This is a genomic window from Actinoplanes sp. NPDC023801 (genome assembly GCF_040639655.1).
Taxonomy (GTDB): Bacteria; Actinomycetota; Actinomycetes; order Mycobacteriales; family Micromonosporaceae; genus Actinoplanes.
Window position 1 is genome coordinate 37372 of sequence record NZ_JBFAAI010000010.1, and the last position, 19402, is coordinate 56773.

Below are 19402 nucleotides of genomic sequence, written 5' to 3' on the forward strand. Positions count from 1 at the left end.
GCGGTTTTGTCGTACCGGTGGGATAGAACTTGCGCACCTGTTCGTGAGGAGGTCTGGTTGTGACCAGCGAAGGCGTCGCCCATGAGCGACGCAGCGCAGCACCCGTCATCGCTCCGGTGCGGCCGCGAAAACTGGCCAAGGTGCCGTTCGTGGAGCTGGCCGAGGGCCGCCTGCAGGGGGTGGTCTCGAGCGGATCCGACGTGGAGCGGGTCTACGTCTCGTCGATCACCTCCGGTGACCACGGCCTGAGTTGCAACACCAACAACAATCGGCCGTGCGGCGGCCTCGGCGGTGGCACCCATGCCTGCAACCATCTGCGTGCTCTGGCCGACGCCGCCGTCGCGCAGTACGGCCTGGATCGCGTCGCCCGATACCTGAGGGTGACCTTGCCGGACGACGCCGGCGACCTCTGGTCCGGGCTGCGCACCACGACGGCCCCCAACCGGGCCGCCGAGGTCTTCAGCGGGTTCCTGCGCCACCTGGCCTACCTCGAGGTGCCGGCCACCACCGACCCGCTGCCGGAACTGCACTGGTTCCCGGCCGCCGGGGCGGTGCGGTGATGCTGACCGAGGCCCTCCGCGCCCGCCCGCCCGGCTTCGATGAGACGTTCACCCTGATCGACGGCCTCGACGACGCCCTGATCCACGGCCTCGCCCGGCTCGACGAGGAGCGCACCGCGGCCCTCGAGTCGTTCGCCGCCGCGTTCACCGGCTCGCCGCTGGCCGACCGGGTCGCCGACTCGATCGGCAAGATCGTCGCCGGGACCGTCACCGACGAGCACCTGGCCGTGCTGGCCGGAGCCCGTGCCGCCCTCACCGGCGCCCTGCACGATGCCCTGCTCGCCCCGCTGGACGAGGCTCTCGGCCGGGTCCGCGAGCCGTGGCCCGCCCCGGCCGCGGCGGCACCCGCCGGACAGCTGCTGGCCGGCGGCCGGTCCTGGCTGCGCGAGCTGGCGATCGCCGGCTGGCGCGGAGTCGACCACGAGCTGGCCGGAGGCGGCGCCCAGGCGGTCCAGGCCCTGCTCGCCGACCCGGCCGGGCGGCGTGCGGCCGTGCTGCTCGACGGCTTCGGCGCCGAGCTGCGCAGCGTCGCGCCGGTCGCCACGCTCGACCGCATCCCGGTCCGCCGCTGGGCCGACCTCTGGTCACGGGCGGTCCTGCTGACCCAGGACGCGTTCCCCGCGACCGCGGCCACCCCGGCCGACGGCCGGCTCCTGCTGCTCGGCGTCGACCTGCACGAGCACCCCACGGTGTTCCGGGCCCAGGCGCACGGGCTCCTCGAGACCCCCGGCGGCGAGGTGCGGCTGGTGCGTGCCAGTGTGGCCGCCGCCAAGGTCGACACGATCAGCGGCCCGTCCGCCTGGCGGATGCTCGCCGCGTTCCCGGTGTTCCTTACCGCGCTCGCCGGGAAGCGGTCGGTGGAGATCTCCGGCATGCCACTCACCGCCGCCGGCGACCTGCTGTGGGACGAGACGCGGGCCGTGCCGGGCGAGCCGGTCGACCCGTTCGCGGTGGCCCGGGTCCGGCTCGGCGGGGTGACCGCCGCGGCGACCGCCCCGCTGGACCGGCACCCGGCCGTGATCGCCGAGCCGGTGCTGCTGGAGGGCTGGACGGCCGGAGCCGGGTCGTTCGAACTCGGCGGCGTGACGCTCGCCGTCGACACCGACCGGCTGCCCGAGGCCGGGCCGATCACCCCGGCTCTGGTCGCCTCCGCCACGGCCTGCATCGGCCTGCTCCGGTGGGACGGCGGACGATGGGCGGTGCAGCCGCTCGCCGTGCAGTCGGTGGTGCGTAAGAAGCCGATCGTCGCCCACTCCGGGGACTGGGCGCTCGGCCCGACCGAGGCCAAGGCGGCGAAAGCCGAGGCGGCCGCGGGCACGGCGGTCGACGTGCTGCGCGAGCGCGCGGGAAGGCTGCTGCGGAAATGAGCGCTGCGGAGACCCGCCGCCAGGTCCTCTACTGGCGGCTGCTGGCCCGGCTCTTCGACCCCGAGGAGCAGGCCACCCTCGAGTCGGCGAGCATGGCGGTCGTCGGTGACCTCGGCCTGCCCGCCGCGCTGCTCGACCCGTCCGTCTCGGTGGACACCGTGGTGCAGCGGTTCCCGCAGCTGGAGGCCGAGTTCGACGGTCTGATGAGCGAACCCGGGGACGACCGCGACGGCGAGGTCCGGCGGGCGGCACTGGTGTCGAAACTGCTGCTCAACGTCTTCGCCACCGGCACCGGCAATGTGACCGCCGAGCAACTGCAGCGCTGGCAGGCCGACGCGGGCCGGTTCGAGCGCGCAATGGGCTGCGAGCCCGGTCAGCTGCGCGGCCGTGCGGCCGGCAACACCCCCGGGCTGGGCGCGACACTCGCCGGCATCGAGGGCGACCTGGTCAGCCGGATGCGGCTGCGCGAGGTGCTGGCCGACAACCGGCTCGCCCGGCAGCTCACCCCTAGCATGTCGCTGATCGAGCAGCTGCTGCGTGACAAGGACAACCTCGACGGGGTGGCCCTGGCCAACGCCAAGGCGCTGATCCGCCGATTCGTCGATGAGGTGGCCGAGGTCCTGCGTACCCAGGTCGCCCAGGCTAGCACCGGCACGATCGACCGGTCCGTCCCGCCGAAACGGATCTACCGCAACCTCGACCTCGATCGCACGATCTGGAAGAACCTGCCGAACTGGAGCCCCGAGGACGAGCGCCTCTACGTCGACCGGCTCTACTTCAAGCAGACCGCCAAGCGGATCGAGCCGGCCCGGCTCATCGTGGTGGTCGACCAGTCCGGGTCGATGGTCGACGCGATGGTCAACTGCACCATCCTGGCCTCCATCTTCGCGGGCCTCCCGAAGGTCGACGTGCACCTCGTGGCGTACGACACCAGGGCGCTCGACCTGACCCCGTGGGTGCACGACCCGTTCGAGGTGCTGCTGCACACCCACCTCGGCGGCGGCACCGACGGCACGGTCGCGCTCGACCTGGCCCGTCCCAAGATCGTCGACCCGCGGAACACCGTGGTCGTCTGGATCTCCGACTTCTACGAGTGGCGGGAACAGGCCGTCTGGGACGGCATGCAGGCCGTGCACCGATCCGGCGTCAAGTTCATCCCGGTCGGTTCGGTCAGCAGCGGCGGCCACCAGAGCGTCAACCCGTGGTTCCGCCAGCGATTCAAGGACCAGGGCACGCCCGTGCTGTCCGGTCACATCAAGAAGCTCGTCACCGAGCTCAAGAACTTCCTCGTCTGAGACACATCCAAGGAGACCGTCCGCAATGAGTGACATGCTGCGCGCCCCCGCCGAGGTCAAGTACGCCGAGGAGCTCGACTGGCTGGAGTCCGTCGACGACGGCCCCAAGCCCTTCTCGTGGCGGCTCAGCCCCAAGATGGTGCGCCTGTTCATCCTCGGCTCCGAGCGCGCCGACGGCCTCGACCGGGAGATCCCGCAGAAATGGTTCGGTGACCGCAGCTTCGTCGAGCGGGCCATCGTCACCCTCGCCTCCGACCGTGGCCTGCTCCTGATCGGCGACCCGGGTACCGGCAAGAGCTGGCTGGCCGAACTGCTCTCCGCCGCGATCAGCCGCAACTCCACGCTCGTGGTGCAGGGCACCGCGGGCACCACCGAGGACCACATCAAATACTCGTGGAACGTCTCGATGGTCATCGCCAAGGGCCAGTCCCGGGCCTCGATGATCCCGTCGCCGATCATGACGGCCATGGAGAACGGCGTGATCGGCCGTTTCGAGGAGCTGACCCGATCCACGAGCGACGTTCAGGACGCGCTCATCTCCATCCTCTCCGAGAAGTACGTGTCGATCCCCGAGCTGGACGAGGACAACATCGTCTTCGCCAAGCCCGGGTTCAGCATCATCGCCACCGCCAACAGCCGCGACCGGGGTGTCAACGACCTGTCCTCGGCGCTCAAGCGGCGGTTCAACTTCGTCCGCATCCCGGTCGTGACGAACAAGAAGAGCGAGGCCGAGATCGTCCGGTTCCGTACCGAGGAACTGCTGCGCCGGCACAACATCGAGCTCGAGGTCCCGCCGACCCTGCTCGACGTGCTGCTGCAGAGCTTCGCCGACCTGCGCGCCGCCTCGGCCTCGGCCGGCAGTGACGACGAGCGGCTCGAGTCGGCGCTCTCCACCGCTGAGCAGATCGGCGTACTCGAGGACGCGATCCTGCACAGCAACTTCTTCGGCGCCAGTGCCCTGACGTCGGCCACCCTGGCGTCGTCGCTGGTCGGCTCGCTCGCCCGGCGCAGCCCCGAGGACCTCGCGATCCTGAACAAGTACTGGCACGGGGTGGTCGAGCCGCGCAGCCAGGAGCAGAGCGGCGAGTGGACCGGGTTCCTGGAGGGCGGGCGCCAGGCGATTGCGACCCTGTCGTGACCAGCCCCTTCGACCCGCTCCGCGCACAGCTGCTGGGCGCCGCCGAGACACTGGCGGACGGCCCGGCGGCATTGCCGGAGATCCTCGCCGGGATCGTCGACGACGTCGACCACGCCCTGCGGGAGCCACTGGAGATCTTCCCGGTCTGTCACCACTCGCCGGCCTCGGCACTGGCCATGCTGCGGCGGCTGCGGGAGAAACAGCCCAAGGTCGTCTATCTGGAGCTTTGCGAGGACCTGCAACCGCTGCTGACCGAGCTGCGCAACTGCCGGCTCCCGGTGGCGCTGCAGGCCTTCGCCTCCGAACTGGACGGATTCGCGAAGGAGTCGGCGCCGCTCTCGGTGATCGCGCCGATCACCGAGGCGTCCGCGGAGTACCAGGCCATCTCCTACGCGCTCGAGACGCCCGGCGTCGAACTGGTCCTCGTCGACCGGTCCACCGACCATGTCTTCCAGTGGCAACCCGACGTGTCGGCGGCGGCCGGGACTCCGGAGCCGGAGGACGACCTGCACGGCGACGCCGTCGGCGTGGAGATCGGCGACCTGCGGCCGCGATTCGCCGAGCTGGAGGAGCACCTGCTGCACCACGGCCGGGTGCGGCACTGGTCCGAGTGGTGGGACCAGTACGTCGAACAGCCGCTGGCCGGGGCCGACCACGAGACGTACCGGCAGGTCATGGTCCTGATCGGCAGTCTGTTCCGGAGGCTGGCCCCGTACGACACCCGGCGGTTCGCAAGTGACGAGGACCGGGAACGCTACATGTGGACCCGGATCCGTGAGCACCTCGCCACCTCCGGCGCCGACCCGGCCGACTGTCTCTACATCTGCGGCGCGTTCCACGCCGCGAGCCGGGTCGCCGAGGCCGGCTCCGACCCGGCCACCCCGGACTTCGAGATCACCCCGCGGACCGGCACCACCTGGCTCTACGGTCTGATCCCCTCCAGCCACTCGGCGATCGAGTCACAGTTCGGGCTGGCGCCCGGCTCGGTGTCGATCGCGGCCGCCACCTGGCAGAAACAACTGACCGCGCTCCGGCTCACACCGTTCCGGCTGGAGGGGCAGAAGGGCACCGGCCGGAAGTCGAAGAAGGCGCTGCCGGCGCCGGTCACCACGAGTACGGCGGTCACCGACCACCTCAGCGGCTACCTCGCCGGGCCCCCCGCGCTCGACGGGCTCGACGAGGAGGAACTGCGCGGCTGGTGCGTCGACATCGTCCGGCTCGCCCGCCGCAACGGCTATCTGGCGAGCACCGCCGACGCGATCGCGGTGTTCGAGACGTCGGTTCTGCTGGCCGGGATGCGGGGGCGGGTGCGGCCTACGCCGTACGACTTCCAGGACGCCGCGGTCACCTGCATCGAGAAGGAGACCGTGCCCGGCCGCCGCGACGTGCGGCGGCTCTGCGAGATCCTGCTCGGCGGGGACCGGATCGGTCAGGTCGGCTACGACGCCCTGCCACCACTGGCCCGCGACGTGTACGACCGGCTCGCCCCGCTCGGGCTCAACCTCGAACAGCGCAGCATCCAGCGGGCGCTTCTCGACCTGGCCGCCCGGCCCGAGCTCGGTGCCTGTTCGCAGCTGCTCTGGATGCTGCGGCACCTGCTGCCCGACCAGGCGGTCCGCCCGATCATGGGCAGCCGCCGCCTCGGCGAGAAGCACATCCAGGAGAGCTGGGACCTCGACCTCGGCCGGCACCAGCGGGCCGTCATCGAGCTGGGCTACGAGGGTGTCACCGTCGAGCAGGTCCTGGAACAGCGGCTGCGCCGGGACGCCTGGGACCCGAAGGCCACCGCGGCCGATGCCCTCAAGGCGGTGGAGAACTCACTGCTGTTCCTGGAGAGCCCACGGCTCACCGAGGAGTTGGGTGTCCGGGCGATCGAACTGCTGTCGGCTGAGCGCACCGTCGACGAGGCACCCGACGTGCTGCGGCGGATCCGGCGGCTGCTCGCGTACTACCGGGCCACCACTCCGGAGCTGCCGGGCTGGTCCCGGCGGTTCGTCACCGAGGGGTACGCCCACTACTGCACCCTGCTGCCCACCTCTTTCGTCGATGAGGAGACCGGGGTCCGGCAGGTCGGCGCGATGCTCGGCTTCCTGTTCAGCATGGAGAGTCTGGCCCTGTCGCTCGGCTGCGACCGGGCCCAGCTGGAGATCGCCGTCCGGCAGTCGCACCCGGAGAGCCCGGCCAAGATCGCGCTGCTCTGGGCCGCGCTGCACCAGCTCGGGTCGCTCCCGCTGGCCGACCTGCGGGCCCGAGTCGGTGACCTGCTCGGCAACCCGCTGGTGGTGCCGTCCTTCCCGCAGTACGTGAGCGGCTTCGTCCAGGCACTCGAACCGGTGCCGAGGCTCGCGCCGTTCGTGGTCGAGACGCTGTCCGAGGCGTTCGGCCGGCTGCCCGATCCGGTGCTGCTGCCCTGGCTGCCCAACCTGATCGCCACGCTGAAGCAGCACGCCGCCGAATTGGTGCCGGTGCTGACCAGAGAGGCCGGCCGCACCTTCCCGGGCACGCTCGCCGGCCTCGACTCGTGGACGCCACCGTGGAAGACGCCGGCCCGTTCCCGCCCGGCGGCCGGTCGATCGGGATCGGACCACGTAACTCGGTCCGGTCCGGCGGTTGCCGCCGCGGGGTTGCTGGCGGCGCACCGGCCGGCGGCGGACGCCGTGGCGGCGTTGCTCGGTTGCGCGGGGGAGTGGGCGCCGATCGATGCGGGTCCGGGGGCGGCCCGGCCCGGCGGCGAGATCGCCGCGGCGGCGCTGCTCACCGAGTACCCGGAGACGACGCGAGCGGTCGCCGGGCTGATCGGCGGGTGAACCGCGGCCCTGCCCGGCTGGTGCCGGACAGGGCCGCTGCACACCGCAACCCAGCCGCCGCAAACCCAACCCCGGCTGTCACATACCGCTGTCTCAACTCCGCTGAGACAGCGTGTGTGACAGCTGATTTTCGTTGGCTGGGCGGTACTGCTGTCTCCGGGGCGTTGAGACAGCGGTACCGCGCAGCTGGTGGGGTGTTGTGCGGGGTGGGGTGGTTACTTGAGATAGGTGGTGGCGGATCCGATCTTGCCGGGCGCCGGGGTGGCACTCGTCGAGAGGACGTACACGCGCAGGTTGCCCTTGGCGTTCAGGTCGATGGTCAGCGAGCCGCCGGTGACGGTCCTGGTGTCGCCGGTGACCGCGTCGACGTAGGTGCCGTTCGGGATGCCGCTGAAGGTGGCCCCGTTCGAGACCGCGATCAGTGCGAAGCTGTCGACGCCGTTCGCGGTGTAGCGGCGCTTGTAGGCCATGTTGCCGCTGACGCCCTCGGTCGAGTACTGCCCCATCTGCAGGGCGGGGACCGCACGGCGGATCTGGTTGAGCCGCTGCACGTGCTTGACCAGCGGCTTGGACAGCGTCGTGGCGACATGACCGCTGGCCGAGCTGACGACACCGTAGTCGCCGGCGGTGACGTTGCCGGCGATCTGATTGCCGTAGTAGGCGCGGCCGGTGGTCTCGAGCGGGCAGGTCGGGCCGCAGTCGATCCTCTGGCCGGCCTTGAACTCGATCTCCGAGCCGTAATACAGGGTCGGGATGCCGCGGAACGTCCACATCAGCGTCATGTTCTCGGCCCACGCGTCGGTGCCCCCGGTGTACCGGACCGAAGACTTGTTCGGCCCGTAGTCGTGCGAGTCGACGTAGACGACGTTGTAGGTGGCGTCGTTCACCGAGTCGTCCGAGTCCTTGCCGTTGTGGTACGCGTTGCTCGCATCACCGAAGTTCATGTGCATGCGCATGTCGATGATGTTCATGCCGGAGAACCTGCTGTGGTCGGGCGCGTGATAGCTGTTGCCCTGCAGGAACGCGTTGGTGCTGGTGGGCTGGTTACCGGTACCGAGATTGTTCTCCTGGTGGAACTGCTCGAGGGCCGCGGCGACATCGTCGGAGGAGTACGTCGCCCGCTCCTTCCAGGTGAAGAACTGGGCGGAGTGGTTGACGGAGCCGCGGTTCCACTTGTCGTTCACGAACGCGGCGACCTCGCCGAAGATGTAGAAGTCCCTGGCCTTGGCGGCGCCGTACTTCTCGGTGAGGGTCTGCTGGAAGGCCGGCAGGAAGCGACGGTTCCAGGTGACCCGCGGGATGTGCACGGCGGTGTCGATGCGGAACCCGTCCACACCCATGTCGATGTACTTCTTGTACGCCCCGATCAGGTAGTCCTGGACGACGGCGTTCTCGGTGTTGAGGTCGGCCAGGTCCTCGTGCAACCAGCAGGACCGGGCGTCCTCACCCTCCCAGTTGCCGATCCAGCACTGGTGGAACAGCTGGGACGGGAACATCTTGGCGGTCGGCGACGGCCACTGGCAGTGGTAGAGCTTGAACCCTTCGGCGCTCCGGCCACCGGTCGCCGTGCCGAAGCCGGGGCACGTGCTGCCGGTCGGTGCCGTGCCGCTCCACAGGTCGCCGTTGTAGGGACGGCCCTTGGCGAGCGCGTTCTGCGCGGCGGTCAAAGCCGGGTCGTTGCCGGCGTGCTCCTCGAGCGGGTCGTACGTCTTACCGGCGACCTTCTCGCTGTAATACCACTTCCACTCGCTGTCCCGTACGCCATAGGTGGTTGTGGTGTGAAGGCCATCGGCGCCCCACCGGGAGGTGTGGTTGAGCACGATGTCCTGGTAGATCTTGAGGCCCTTGGCGTGGGCCGCGTCGATCAGATTCTGGTACGACGCGCCGTCCGACTCCAGGCGCGGGTCGACCTCGTAGAAGTCGTAGCCGTGGTAGCCGTGGAAGTCGTAGTCGGAGCGGTTCAGCACGACCGGCGTGATCCAGATGGCGGAGAAGCCCAGGCCTTTGATGTAGTCGAGTTTGTCGACCAGGCCTTTGAAGTCACCGCGGAACATCGGGTCGTCGGCGGCCGCGTTGCCGGACCTGACGTGCTGGCTGCCGCCGCGGTTGTTGCCGCTGTCGCCGTCGTTGAAGCGTGCCGTGAGGATGAAGTAGATGCTGTCCTTGCGCGGGTCGCCGCCGAGCATCTCGCCGCCGGCCGGGGCCGGGACGGCGGCGCCGGTGGTGACGGTCGCCGTGGCGGCGGTGGAGAGGTTGCCGGCCGCGTCGAGCGCCTGCACCCGGTAGGTGTACCGGGTCTCCGCAGTCAGCCCCCGGTCGGTGTATCGGGTGGTGGAGCTGCTCAGCACGGTGCTGCCGCGGGTGATCCGGTAACCGGCGACGCCCACGTCGTCGGTGGAGGCGGTCCAGCCGAGCGTCACGGTGGTGCCGGCCGCGGTGGCGGTCAGGCCGCCCGGGGCGGACGGGGCGGTGGTGTCGACCGGTGCCGCCGCACAGGGGGCGGTCGCGTTCGCGGTGACCACGCCGCCGTCGACGGTGATCGTCCCGGTGCCCAGCGCGTAGTTGCGGCCGGCGTTGTTGTCCCAGGTGCCGGAGCCGTTGTTGAAGACGACCTGCATGCCGGTCGCGCTGCCGAGGTCCAATTCCTTCTTGTACCAGCCGGCACAGGGGCGGTAGGCACTCATCGCGACGCCCGGGACGGCGGTCCAGGCCCCACCCGTCGGCGCATAGTGGATGTTCACTGCCGGCCAGGACGCCGGCGCGTGGTAGTAGACGGTCACTGTGGTTGCCGCGTGCGCGGCGGGCAGATCGGTCAGGAGCAAGAGGGGTACGGCGCACAGCGCGGCCGGCACCCTGCGGAGCATTCGGGACATGGAGCCTCCAACCACCTCGGGGACGGCGGTGTTGCGGGGGAGAGACGCGGGCGTATCACGGCGGTAATCCCGCGTTCACATGTCGTGGAAGTTAGCAACTTCTTTCAATGTCTGGGAGAGCGCTCAGTGCTGCTGCAAAAAGATGCAGGGCGCTGGGCATGCCGACGGGCGGCAGACCGGAGGGCATGCCGCTGCGGGGTGGTACGTCTCAGTGGCCGATCCGGCCGGACGCTCCTCGCCGGACGGTCACCGTGGACCCGGTCGTTTGAGGGCGGCTGCCGACTCGACGCCGGCGATCAGCAGGTCGACACAGAAGGCGTAGTAGCGGTCCATGTCGGGCTCGTCGCGATAGGACGCGGCGAGCTCGATCATCATCGGGAATCGGTCGGACGGCAGCGTCTCGAGGTCCAGCCGCTTGCGCCGGCGCCACTCGGGTTCCTGGTCGGCCGGGGTGCCCGGCGGGCATCCGGGCTGGCCGCTGACGGCGCCGATGCAGCCGTTCAGCAGGTACATCGCGACCCAGTACCCCTCCTCGATCGTGAACCCGGCGTCGGTGAGGAGGGCGAGCGTGTCGTTCGTCGCACGGGTGAAGCTCTCGGTCCGCGTCTTGTCGACGGCGTTCAGCAGGCCGGGCAGCGAGGGGTGCTCCCGCATCACGCCGACCACGGTCTCGACGACTTTCCGTAGTCGTTTCTGCCAGGGGTTGCCGGCCTCGGGGTCGGCGCGGACTCCGGAGAGCACGTGGTCGACCATGCCGAGCAGCAGCTCGTCCTTGTTCTTGAAGTGCCAGTAGAGCGCCATCGGTGTGACGCCGTTCTCCTTGGCGACGCGACGGATCGTCACCGCGTCGAGGCCTTCGGTGTCAGCGAGCCGCAGGGCGCACTCGGCCACGGTCGCCTTGGTGAGTCGTTCTTGCGTCACTTGACAACTGTACAACGTACGGGTCTCATGTACGAGGTACATGTACAACGTACAAGTACGCCGTACAGGGGAGAGCTGATGGAGAAGAACCGACGGTGGTGGGCGCTGGTCGCGGTAGCGCTCGGCACCTTCATGACCTACCTCGACAACAATGTCGTCAACGTCGCTCTGCCGAGCATCCAGCGCGACCTGGGCCTGAGCATCGCCGGCCTCGAGTGGATCACCAGCGCGTACATCCTGGTCTTCGCCGGACTGCTGCTGGCCGGCGGACGCGTCGCCGACGTCGTCGGCACACGCCTGGCGTTCCTGTCCGGGCTCGCGGTCTTCACCGTGGCCTCGGTCGCGGCCGGTCTCGCCGACACCCAGGAACTGCTGATCGGGGCACGTGCCGTCCAGGGCATCGGCGCCGCCCTGCTCGCCCCGGCGTCGCTGGCCCTGCTTCAGGAACTGTTCCCCGACCCGAAGGAACGCGCCACCGCGATCGGCGTCTGGGGCGGCGTCGGTGCGCTCGCCCTCGCGGTCGGGCCGTTCACCGGCGGGGTGCTCAGCGAGTACGTGTCGTGGGGCTGGATCTTCCTGATCAACCTGCCGATCGGGATCGCCACCCTGGCGCTGACCCTGGCCAGCGTGCCGGCCCGCCGCGTCGCCGCACAGTGGACCCTGCGCCGCCTCGACCCGGCCGGGCTCGTGGCGTCCTCACTCTCGCTGTTCGCGCTCACGTACGCCCTGATCGAAGGTGATGCGGAAGGCTGGACCTCGCCGCTGATCCTGGCGTCCTTCGCCGGTGCCGCCCTGGCGGGTCTGGTCTTCGTGATCCTGCAGAACCGCAACGCCGACGCCATGGTCGACCTGCGCTTCTTCCGGTCCCGGATGTTCAGCGGTGGCCTGCTGGCGATCGGCCTGTGGGCCTTCGGGGTCTTCGGCATCTACTTCTACATGGCCATCTACCTGCAGAACGTCCTCGGCTTCACGCCGACCGGTGCGGGCGCGGCCTTCATCCCTATGGCGATCATCACGGCGGTCGGCGCGGTCCTCGCACCCCGGTTCGAGCTGCGTTTCGGCGTGGCCCGGGTGACCGCGTTCGGGCTGGCCGTGATGGCGCTGGCGATCGGCGGCATCGCGCAGTACGGCGCCGGGACCACGTACGGCGATCTGCTGCCCTGGTTCCTGCTCTACGGTGTCGGCGGTGGCCTGCTGATCCCGCTCAACACCGTGGTCGTCGACGCGCTGCCGCGTGAACGGGCCGGCATCGCCTCCGGCATGCTCAACGTCTCCCGTGAGGTGTTCGGCCTGCTCGGTGTCACCGTGCTGGGCGCGATCCTGAGCAACCGGGTGAACGCCTCCGGCGGCGACTTCCTCGAGGGCTACCGGTACGCCCTCGTGGTCGCCGCCGCCCTGGTCGCCGCCGGGGTGCCGGTCAGCCTGTGGATGCTGCGCCGCGGAACCGGTCAGGCCGGGACCGGCTCGGCGGCCGACACCGAGCGGGAGATCCGCAACCAGACCACGAAGCCCCAGATGACGAAGACCGCGTAGACGGCGTAGAGGATCGCCGACGGGTAGTAGCCGAAGTGGAGCAACTCCGGCACCCCGACCAGGTCCACGGCGATCCAGCACAGCCAGAACTCGACCCAGCCCCGCGCCATCGCATAGGTGGCGAGCATCGACCCCACGAAGATCCACGAGTCGGCCAGGTAGTACCACCACGGCACCGGGAAACCGGCGCCGATCTCACGGAACACCACGAAACAGACGCCGACCGCGGCCAGCGCGAGCGGGATGAAGATCAGGCGCTGTCGTGGGCTCGCCCAGTGCGGGACCACGGCAGTGCCGTGGTCCCGCCGCCGGTTGCGCTGCCAGGCCCACCAGCCGTAAATGCTGGTGACCAGGAAGAACACCTGCCGGGCGGCCTGGCCGTAGAGCGGGGTGCCCTGGTCGTTGCCGATGGCCTGACCGACGAAAATGCTGAACAGCAGGATGTTGCCGACGATCCCGACCGGCCAGGCCCACGCGTTGCGGCGCAGCCCGAACAGCGCCGAGCCGAGCCCGAACGCGTTGCCGACGATCTCCCGCCAGTAGATGGCCTGGCCGTCGGTCACCTGCCACTTGGCGTGATAGAAGGCGGTCAGCAATTGATCGATCCAGGTCACGACTCATCCTAGGCCGCCACCACCCGCCTCGGGCTCTACCTCTTCCGCAAGCGCCGGGGCCGGCTGTGAGGCGGTTGGTTCGCGGCTGTCCACAGGGGTCCCCGCGTGGCGACCTGATCGCGTAACGTCCCCCCAAACCGGGGGAGGGTGGATGTTCGCGCTCGTCTTCGGCGCTGTGCGGACCCGCGCCGCGCAGGTGCTGACGATTCTGGTGCTGACCGCGCTGGCGGCAGCCGTCGCCGCGGCCGGCCCGTGGTATGGCTTCGCCGCTGTCGGCAAAGCGGCCGACGCCTACCTGGACGCGGCGCCGGCGAGTCAGCGCATCATCGCCGTGTCCACCCGGGTGGACACCGACGGTGAGCCGGACAGCGCTCTGGCCGCATTCACCGAGCAGGTACGAGCCGGGTTGCCCAGCGCCGTCCCGGCCGGCGTCGTCGGGCTCTCCGCCTCGATCAACGTGCAGGCCGAGGGCTCCAGCGCACCCATCGACGTGGCCTACCGCGAGCGGTTCTGCGAGCACGTCCGGTTGGACGGGGCCTGTCCGGCGACGGGCGGTGAGGTCGCCGTCAGTCACGACGCCGCGCGGGCGCTTGACGTCCGGCCCGGCGACACCGTGCCGGTCAACACCACCACCTCCGGTGCGCCGCTGAGCCTGAAGGTGGTCGGGCTCTACGCGCTGTCCGATCCCGCCGGGACGTACTGGGCGAACCGGCTGTACCGCTCCGAATCCGGCCTCGATCCGATGTTCACGCCGATGGACACGTTCACCCACGCCCATCTGGACAGTCCGACCCTGGGGTTCGACGTGGTCCTGCCGAACTCGTTGCTGCGCGGGGACGGCGGATTCGACCTGGCCACCGCGATCATCACCGCCGATCGCACGCTCGGTCAGTCCCAGCTGCGGCTCTCCAGCCAGGCGGCCCCGCTGCACCAGGCGATCGTCCGGGACCGCGGCACCATCCTGGACGGGATCTCGGCCTCCGGCGCACAGCTGCTGATCCTCACCTGGTTCGCCCTCGGGCTCGCCGGGTGGTACACGCTACGTGACCGGCGAGCTGACGCCGCCCTGCTCAAGCTGCGTGGGGTGAGCCGGTCCGGGCGGCTGCGCCTGGCCCTGGGCCAGCATCTGGTCCCGATGCTCGGCGGCGCCCTGATCGGCGCACCGGCCGGATATCTGGTGGCGTGGGCCCTGGCCGGGCCGGTGCCGGTCGTGGTGGACCGCCGGGACGCCCTCGCCTACAGCGCCACCGCGGTCGGCGCCGTGGTGCTCGGCGGTCTGGCGGTGCTTGCCGCCGTCGAGGCGACCGTGCTCGGCCGGCCGGTCGCCGCACTGCTCCAGCGTGCCGCACCCGGCCGCGGCACCCTGCGCCCCGCCCTCGTCGACGTCGTGCTGCTCGCCATCGCGGCCGCCGCGCTCTACCAGGTCCGCGCCGACGGTCCCGCCGACGGTCCCGCCGACGGTCTGGGCCGGGCCGCCCTCGCCCTGGTCGCGCTCGCGGTCGGGCTGGTCGCCGCCCGGGTGCTCAGCCGGGCCGCCGACCGGGGCGGCGCCGCGGCGCTGCGCTCCGGGCGGCTGCGAGCCGGCCTCACCGCCCTCCGGATCTCCCGCTCACCCGGCACCGACCGGCTGTTCGTGCTGGTCGTCGTGGCCGTGGCGCTGTTCGTCACGGCGGCCGGCGGCTGGGCCGCCGAAAGCGAGGCCCGCACCGTCCGCAGCGGCACCGACCTGGGCGCGAGCCGGGTCCTGACCGTGGCGGCGCCCAACCGCACCGTCCTGCTGAACGCGGTCCGCAGCGTCGACCCGGACGGCCGCGAGGCGATGGCCGTGGTACGCAACCGGACCGACACGGTGCAGGTCCTCGAGGTGGACACCACGCGGCTCCGGGCGGTCGCCGTCTGGCGGCCCGAGTACGGCCCGGTCACCGCCCTGCCGGACGCCGTGGCCGCCGCCTCCCTGACCCCGCTGCCGCTGGTCACCGGCGACCGGCTCACCGTGACCGCCCGCCGCGACGGGACCGTCGGCGCCGGCCTCACCCTGCACCTGCAGCATGAGGCGACCGGGCTGCCGGTGACCGTCGGCTTCGGTGCCCTCCGGCCGGGCGAACAGACCGTCACCGCACCGGTGACCGGCTGCACCGTCGCACCCGGGTGCCGGCTGGTGCGGTTCGACCTGACCGCGCCACCGACGGGTAAGGAACGGCCCCGGCCACCGGCCGACGGCGCCTCGATCACCGTGACCGGGCTCCAGGAGGCAGGCTCCGGGCGAACCGTCCTCGACGGTGCCACGCTCGGCGACATCGGCCGGTGGCGGGTCGGCACCGTCGGTGCGGCGCTCGACCTGGTCGCCGCCAGCAGCGGACTGCGGCTGAGCGTCGACGACAACGCCACCGACGAGGACCGGCTCGGTATCGAGGCGTGGGCCTCCGAGCATCTGCTGCCGCTGCCCGCTCTGCTGGCCGGTCCGGTCCCGGACCGGTGGCGCGGTGACGAGGCACTGCTTCCGGCCTACGGGGAGCCGGTGCCCGTACAGGTCGCCGGCACGGTGACCGCGCTGCCCGCGATCGGTGCCGCCGGTGTGATCGTCGACCTGGACACCACCCGCAGGCTGGCCGCCGACACGGACCCCGGCGGGCAGTTCCAGGTGTGGCTGAGCCCCGGCGCCCGCGCCGGCATCGTCGCCGACCTGACCACCGCCGGCGTGACCGTCGTCGCCGACGCCGACGTGGCCGCCCAGTCGGCCCGTCTCGGCACCCAGGGCCCGGCCGTCCTGGTCCGGTTCGAGCTGCTGGCCGGTGTCGCCGCGCTGCTGCTCGCGGCAGCCGCCGTGGCGGTCGCGGCCACCGTGGACCGCCGCTCGCTCGCCGAACAGTCCGCCGCCCTGCGGCTGCAGGGCCTGTCCCGCCGGGCCGCGGTGGGCACCGGCCGGGCCGGCACCGCCGCGCTGATCCTGGCCGGCCTCTCCGGTGGTGTCCTGGCCGCGCTGCTCGCCGTGAAGGTGACCGACCGGACCGTCCCGCCGTTCACCGACGGCTGGGCGGTCCTGCCGCCGCCCGGCCCGCTCGACCCCCTGGCGACCGTGCTTGCCGTCGCCGCAGCCCTGACGGTGCTCGGGCTGACCGGCCGGATCGCGCTGCAGCCACTGATGAGAAGCCTGCGCGACCGGGAGGCCCGCCGATGATCTCCCTGGTTCTGGCGATGGTCTGGAACCGGCGCGGCCAGGCCGTGACCCTGGCGCTGCTGGCCATGCTCGCGGTTGCCTCGGCGGTCGCCGCACCCGCCTATCTGATCGCGGCCGAACGCGCGGTCGCCGAAGGCCAGATCGCCACCGCCACCCCGAACGAGTTGAGCATGGCGGCCCGCCGCACCACCGACCGGAACGATGACCCGTCCGCCGGGATCAAGTTCCCCGATGTCGGCCGGGTGCTCCTGCTGGGGGTCAACGGGTTCACCTTCTACCACTCCGCCGAGGTGCCCACGGTCGGCCTGGAGAAGCTCAACGAGTTCCCGACCCGTCTGGTCTTCCGTCAGGACATCTGCGCCCACGTGCGCATCCTCACCGGCCGCTGCCTGGCCGGCGAGGGTGACGTACTGCTCGGCGAACACACCGCCCGACGGCTCGAGCTGCGCGCCGGCGACACGATCGAGCTGACCGCGGCGCGGATGAACGGCCTGACCCGGCCACCGGTGTACGAGCCGGACGGCGCACCCAAGACCCTGACCGTGACCGGCACCTACCGGGCTGCCGACCCCGCCGATGCGTACTGGGGGCTGCACGGCTACTTCGTCTCGATGGCCGGTTTCGACGTCGGCCCCGGCGAGCCGGCCTTCACCAACGCGGTCACGCTCGACGCGATGCAGCGGACCATCACCGCGATGGCGATCGACGGCATCGCCGAGCCCGGCACCCTCGACGCCGACCGGCTCGGTGCCGTACGGGCCGACATGAACCGGCTCAAGGCCACCGCGGCCGAACTCGAGGAGTCACTCCAGTTCGACAGCGGCATCCCAGGCCTGCTCGACCGGATCGACGAGGGGCAGTCCGGAGCGCGGCTGCTGGTACCGGTGCTGTCGGTGCCGCTCGTCCTGCTCGCCTGTTTCACGATCTACCTGGTGGTCGGTTACGGCGCTGAGGGCCGGCAGAGCGAACTGGCCGTGGTGGCGCTACGCGGATCCCGCTGGTGGACGCGATGGTGGCTGGCGACCGGGGAGAGCCTCGTCGCGGTCCTCGCCGGAGCCGTCGCCGGCTGCCTCGCCGGGCAACTGCTGGTCAACGCCGCGGCGGCGGTGCTCTACCCCGGTGTCGGCTCGGCGCCCGCCCTCTCCTCGCTGCGGTACGCGCCCCTCGCCGCGGTGGCCGCCCTGCTCGCGGCGGTGGCGGCCCAGCGGCGGCAACTGGTCAGCCCGGTCGCCAAGCTGCTGCGGCGGACCCCCGCCGCGGACCGCCGGCGGCTGGCCGTGACCGAGGCGGTGCTCGCGGCGCTCGCCGTCGCCGCCGGTGTGCAGTATTACCTATCCGAGCAGTCACTGACCGGGGTCGGGCTGTTCGCCCCGGCCCTGATCGTGCTGGCGCTGGCCCTGCTGGCGGCCCGCCTGCTGCTGCCGCTGGTGAACCGGTACGCGGTCCGGGCCCTCGGCCGCGGCCGTCTCGGAACCGCGCTGGCCGGCCTCCAGCTGTCCCGCCGCCCCGGTGCCGGGCGCCTGTTCGCGCTGCTGGTCGCGTCCGTCGCGGTCGCCGGGTACGCGGCCTGCACGGTCGACACCGCAGCCCGTGGCCGCGACATCGAGGCCCGGGTCGGCACCGGCGCCGAACGGGTCCTCACCGTCCAGTCCACCGGCCGTCAGCAGCTGCTCGCCGGCGTCCGCGCCGTCGATCCGCACGGAAACTTCGCGATGGCCGCCGTCCGCATCCCGGCCGGCGCCGGAGCGGCCCCCGGCATCGCCGTGGACACGCTGGCCCTGCCCGCCGTCGCCGCCTGGCCGGACGGCACCGCCGACCAGAGCGGGCTGCGTGACCTCCTGCACCCGCCGGCACCCGCGCCCCTCACCTTCAGCGGTCCGGACCTCGTCGTGGAAGCCGACACGAAGAGCAGCGGACTGCTGCGGCTCGCCGTCTCGGTGTCGTCGCTGACCGGGCCCGGCGGGCAGGTCGTGGACCTCGGCGACATGCGGCAGGGCTCGCACACGTACCGCCAGAGTGTGGCGATCTGCGAGGACGGCTGCCGGATCCAGGCCGTCAAGATCGCCGGAGTGGGCAGCGGCACCGGCGTGACCGGTGAGGTGCTGATCCGCGGCATCAACACCGACACAGCCGCCCCGCTCGGCGAGCCAAGCCGCTGGCGGGCCAACCAGCATGCCCGCCTCGCGAGCACACCGGACGGCCTGCTGGTCATGGTCACCGTCTCCGGCGCGGTCGCCGACACCGCCTATTTCCAGCTGATCTCCACCCCCTATCCACTGCCCATCGGGTACGCCGGACCGCCGCCCCCCACCGGGACGATCGCCGACTCGGGGCCCGCCACCATCGCGATCGCACCGGTTGCCGGGCTGCCGGTCGTACCCGGGATCGGCCGGCACGCGGTCCTGGTCGACCTCGAGTACTCCGACACGATCTCCATCGAACCGAAACTGGCACCCGAACCACAGGTCTGGCTGAACGCCCGCGCCCCGGCGGACATCGTCGAGCGGCTCGCCGAACACGGCCTGACGGTCGTCTCCGAGACCTCGGCCGCCCAGATCAAGGCCGGGCTCGACCATCAGGGTCCCGCCGTCGCCCTCTGGTTCCACGTGATCGCCGCGATCCTGGCGGGGCTGCTGGGAGCCGGAGCACTGGGCCTGACCGTCGCCGTCGACCGGACCCGCCGCACCGAGGACCTGGCCGCCCTGCGGATCCAGGGACTGCGGCCACGCCCGGCCGGGCTCGCCACCCTGTGGACGTACCCGGTACTGGTCATCATCGCCACCGCCGTCGGTCTGCTGGTAGCGGTCGCGGCGTGGCGGCTCACCGGATGGGCGCTGCCACTGGCCGGCGTCGACCCACCCGACCTGCCACTGCCGTCCTGGCCGCGGCCGTCCGCACTGCTCGGTGCGGCCGGGGCGGTGCTCGCCGTGCAGTTCCTGGTCGCGATCCTGAGCGGCCGCAACCTCCGCCGCCGGATCGAGTCCCGATGACCGCCGTCCGGCGGCCGCGGGTCGTGGTTCCGGTGGTCACCAGCGCCGCGGCCGGGCCCCGGCTCGTCGTGTCTGCGGTGGTGGTACTGGCTGTCATCGGTGCTGTGGGCGTGCCGGGCCGGTCCG

General features: G+C 71.5%; 11 protein-coding genes. 8 read left to right on the plus strand and 3 right to left on the minus strand.

Going from position 1 to position 19402, the window contains the following annotated elements; all coding sequences use genetic code 11:
• Window positions 1-59 precede the first annotated feature (59 nt).
• The 5 genes from AB0G04_RS19395 to AB0G04_RS19415 are packed head-to-tail and all read left to right on the plus strand — an operon-like array spanning window position 60 to window position 7167.
• Window positions 60-560, plus strand: coding sequence for a hypothetical protein (locus AB0G04_RS19395; RefSeq protein ID WP_360984049.1), 501 nt, complete (start codon window positions 60-62; stop codon window positions 558-560).
• Complete coding sequence (locus tag AB0G04_RS19400) at window positions 560-1927, plus strand: hypothetical protein (RefSeq protein WP_360984052.1); 1368 nt, start codon at window positions 560-562, stop codon at window positions 1925-1927. Before AB0G04_RS19395 ends, AB0G04_RS19400 begins: the two co-directional genes overlap by 1 nt.
• Complete coding sequence (locus tag AB0G04_RS19405) at window positions 1924-3222, plus strand: VWA domain-containing protein (protein WP_360984055.1); 1299 nt, start codon at window positions 1924-1926, stop codon at window positions 3220-3222. The genes AB0G04_RS19400 and AB0G04_RS19405 overlap by 4 nt, the downstream gene beginning before the upstream one ends.
• A 25-nt stretch (window positions 3223-3247) precedes the next feature.
• The gene (locus AB0G04_RS19410; RefSeq protein ID WP_360984058.1) at window positions 3248-4360 is read left to right on the plus strand and encodes an AAA family ATPase; all 1113 of its coding nucleotides are present in this window, start codon (window positions 3248-3250) and stop codon (window positions 4358-4360) included.
• Between the two features lie 29 nt (window positions 4361-4389).
• Window positions 4390-7167 carry a DUF5682 family protein gene (locus AB0G04_RS19415; RefSeq protein WP_360984650.1) on the plus strand — a complete coding sequence of 926 codons (2778 nt, stop codon included), beginning with the start codon at window positions 4390-4392 and terminating at the stop codon, window positions 7165-7167.
• A gap of 215 nt (window positions 7168-7382) precedes the next feature.
• Here AB0G04_RS19415 and AB0G04_RS19420 read toward each other — a convergent pair whose 3' ends face one another.
• Window positions 7383-10040 carry an alpha-amylase family glycosyl hydrolase gene (locus AB0G04_RS19420; protein ID WP_360984061.1) on the minus strand — a complete coding sequence of 886 codons (2658 nt, stop codon included), beginning with the start codon at window positions 10038-10040 and terminating at the stop codon, window positions 7383-7385.
• Window positions 10041-10286: 246 nt separating this feature from the next.
• Window positions 10287-10961, minus strand: coding sequence for a TetR family transcriptional regulator (locus tag AB0G04_RS19425; protein WP_360984064.1), 675 nt, complete (start codon window positions 10959-10961; stop codon window positions 10287-10289).
• 78 nt (window positions 10962-11039) lie between these two features.
• Here AB0G04_RS19425 and AB0G04_RS19430 point away from each other — a divergent pair, with 78 nt between their 5' ends.
• Complete coding sequence (locus AB0G04_RS19430) at window positions 11040-12494, plus strand: DHA2 family efflux MFS transporter permease subunit (RefSeq protein WP_360984067.1); 1455 nt, start codon at window positions 11040-11042, stop codon at window positions 12492-12494.
• On the opposite strand, the gene AB0G04_RS19435 is transcribed toward AB0G04_RS19430, so the two are convergent.
• A complete protein-coding gene (locus tag AB0G04_RS19435; protein WP_360984071.1) occupies window positions 12410-13108 on the minus strand; it encodes a nicotinamide mononucleotide transporter family protein in 699 nt (232 codons plus the stop codon). The genes AB0G04_RS19430 and AB0G04_RS19435 overlap by 85 nt on opposite strands.
• Before the next feature lie 151 nt (window positions 13109-13259).
• Between AB0G04_RS19435 and AB0G04_RS19440 the strand changes: the two genes are divergently transcribed.
• The gene (locus AB0G04_RS19440) at window positions 13260-16286 is read left to right on the plus strand and encodes an FtsX-like permease family protein (RefSeq protein ID WP_360984074.1); all 3027 of its coding nucleotides are present in this window, start codon (window positions 13260-13262) and stop codon (window positions 16284-16286) included.
• A complete protein-coding gene (locus tag AB0G04_RS19445; RefSeq protein WP_360984077.1) occupies window positions 16283-19276 on the plus strand; it encodes an FtsX-like permease family protein in 2994 nt (997 codons plus the stop codon). Before AB0G04_RS19440 ends, AB0G04_RS19445 begins: the two co-directional genes overlap by 4 nt.
• Window positions 19277-19402 lie beyond the last annotated feature (126 nt).

Coding starts and splice junctions, on each gene's coding strand:
- AB0G04_RS19400 (WP_360984052.1), top strand. CDS start 560: ATGCTGACCGAGGCCCTCCGCGCCCGCCCGCCCGGCTTCGATGAGACG.
- AB0G04_RS19405 (WP_360984055.1), top strand. CDS start 1,924: ATGAGCGCTGCGGAGACCCGCCGCCAGGTCCTCTACTGGCGGCTGCTG.
- AB0G04_RS19410 (WP_360984058.1), top strand. CDS start 3,248: ATGAGTGACATGCTGCGCGCCCCCGCCGAGGTCAAGTACGCCGAGGAG.
- AB0G04_RS19420 (WP_360984061.1), bottom strand. CDS start 10,040: ATGTCCCGAATGCTCCGCAGGGTGCCGGCCGCGCTGTGCGCCGTACCC.
- AB0G04_RS19430 (WP_360984067.1), top strand. CDS start 11,040: ATGGAGAAGAACCGACGGTGGTGGGCGCTGGTCGCGGTAGCGCTCGGC.
- AB0G04_RS19440 (WP_360984074.1), top strand. CDS start 13,260: ATGTTCGCGCTCGTCTTCGGCGCTGTGCGGACCCGCGCCGCGCAGGTG.
- AB0G04_RS19445 (WP_360984077.1), top strand. CDS start 16,283: ATGATCTCCCTGGTTCTGGCGATGGTCTGGAACCGGCGCGGCCAGGCC.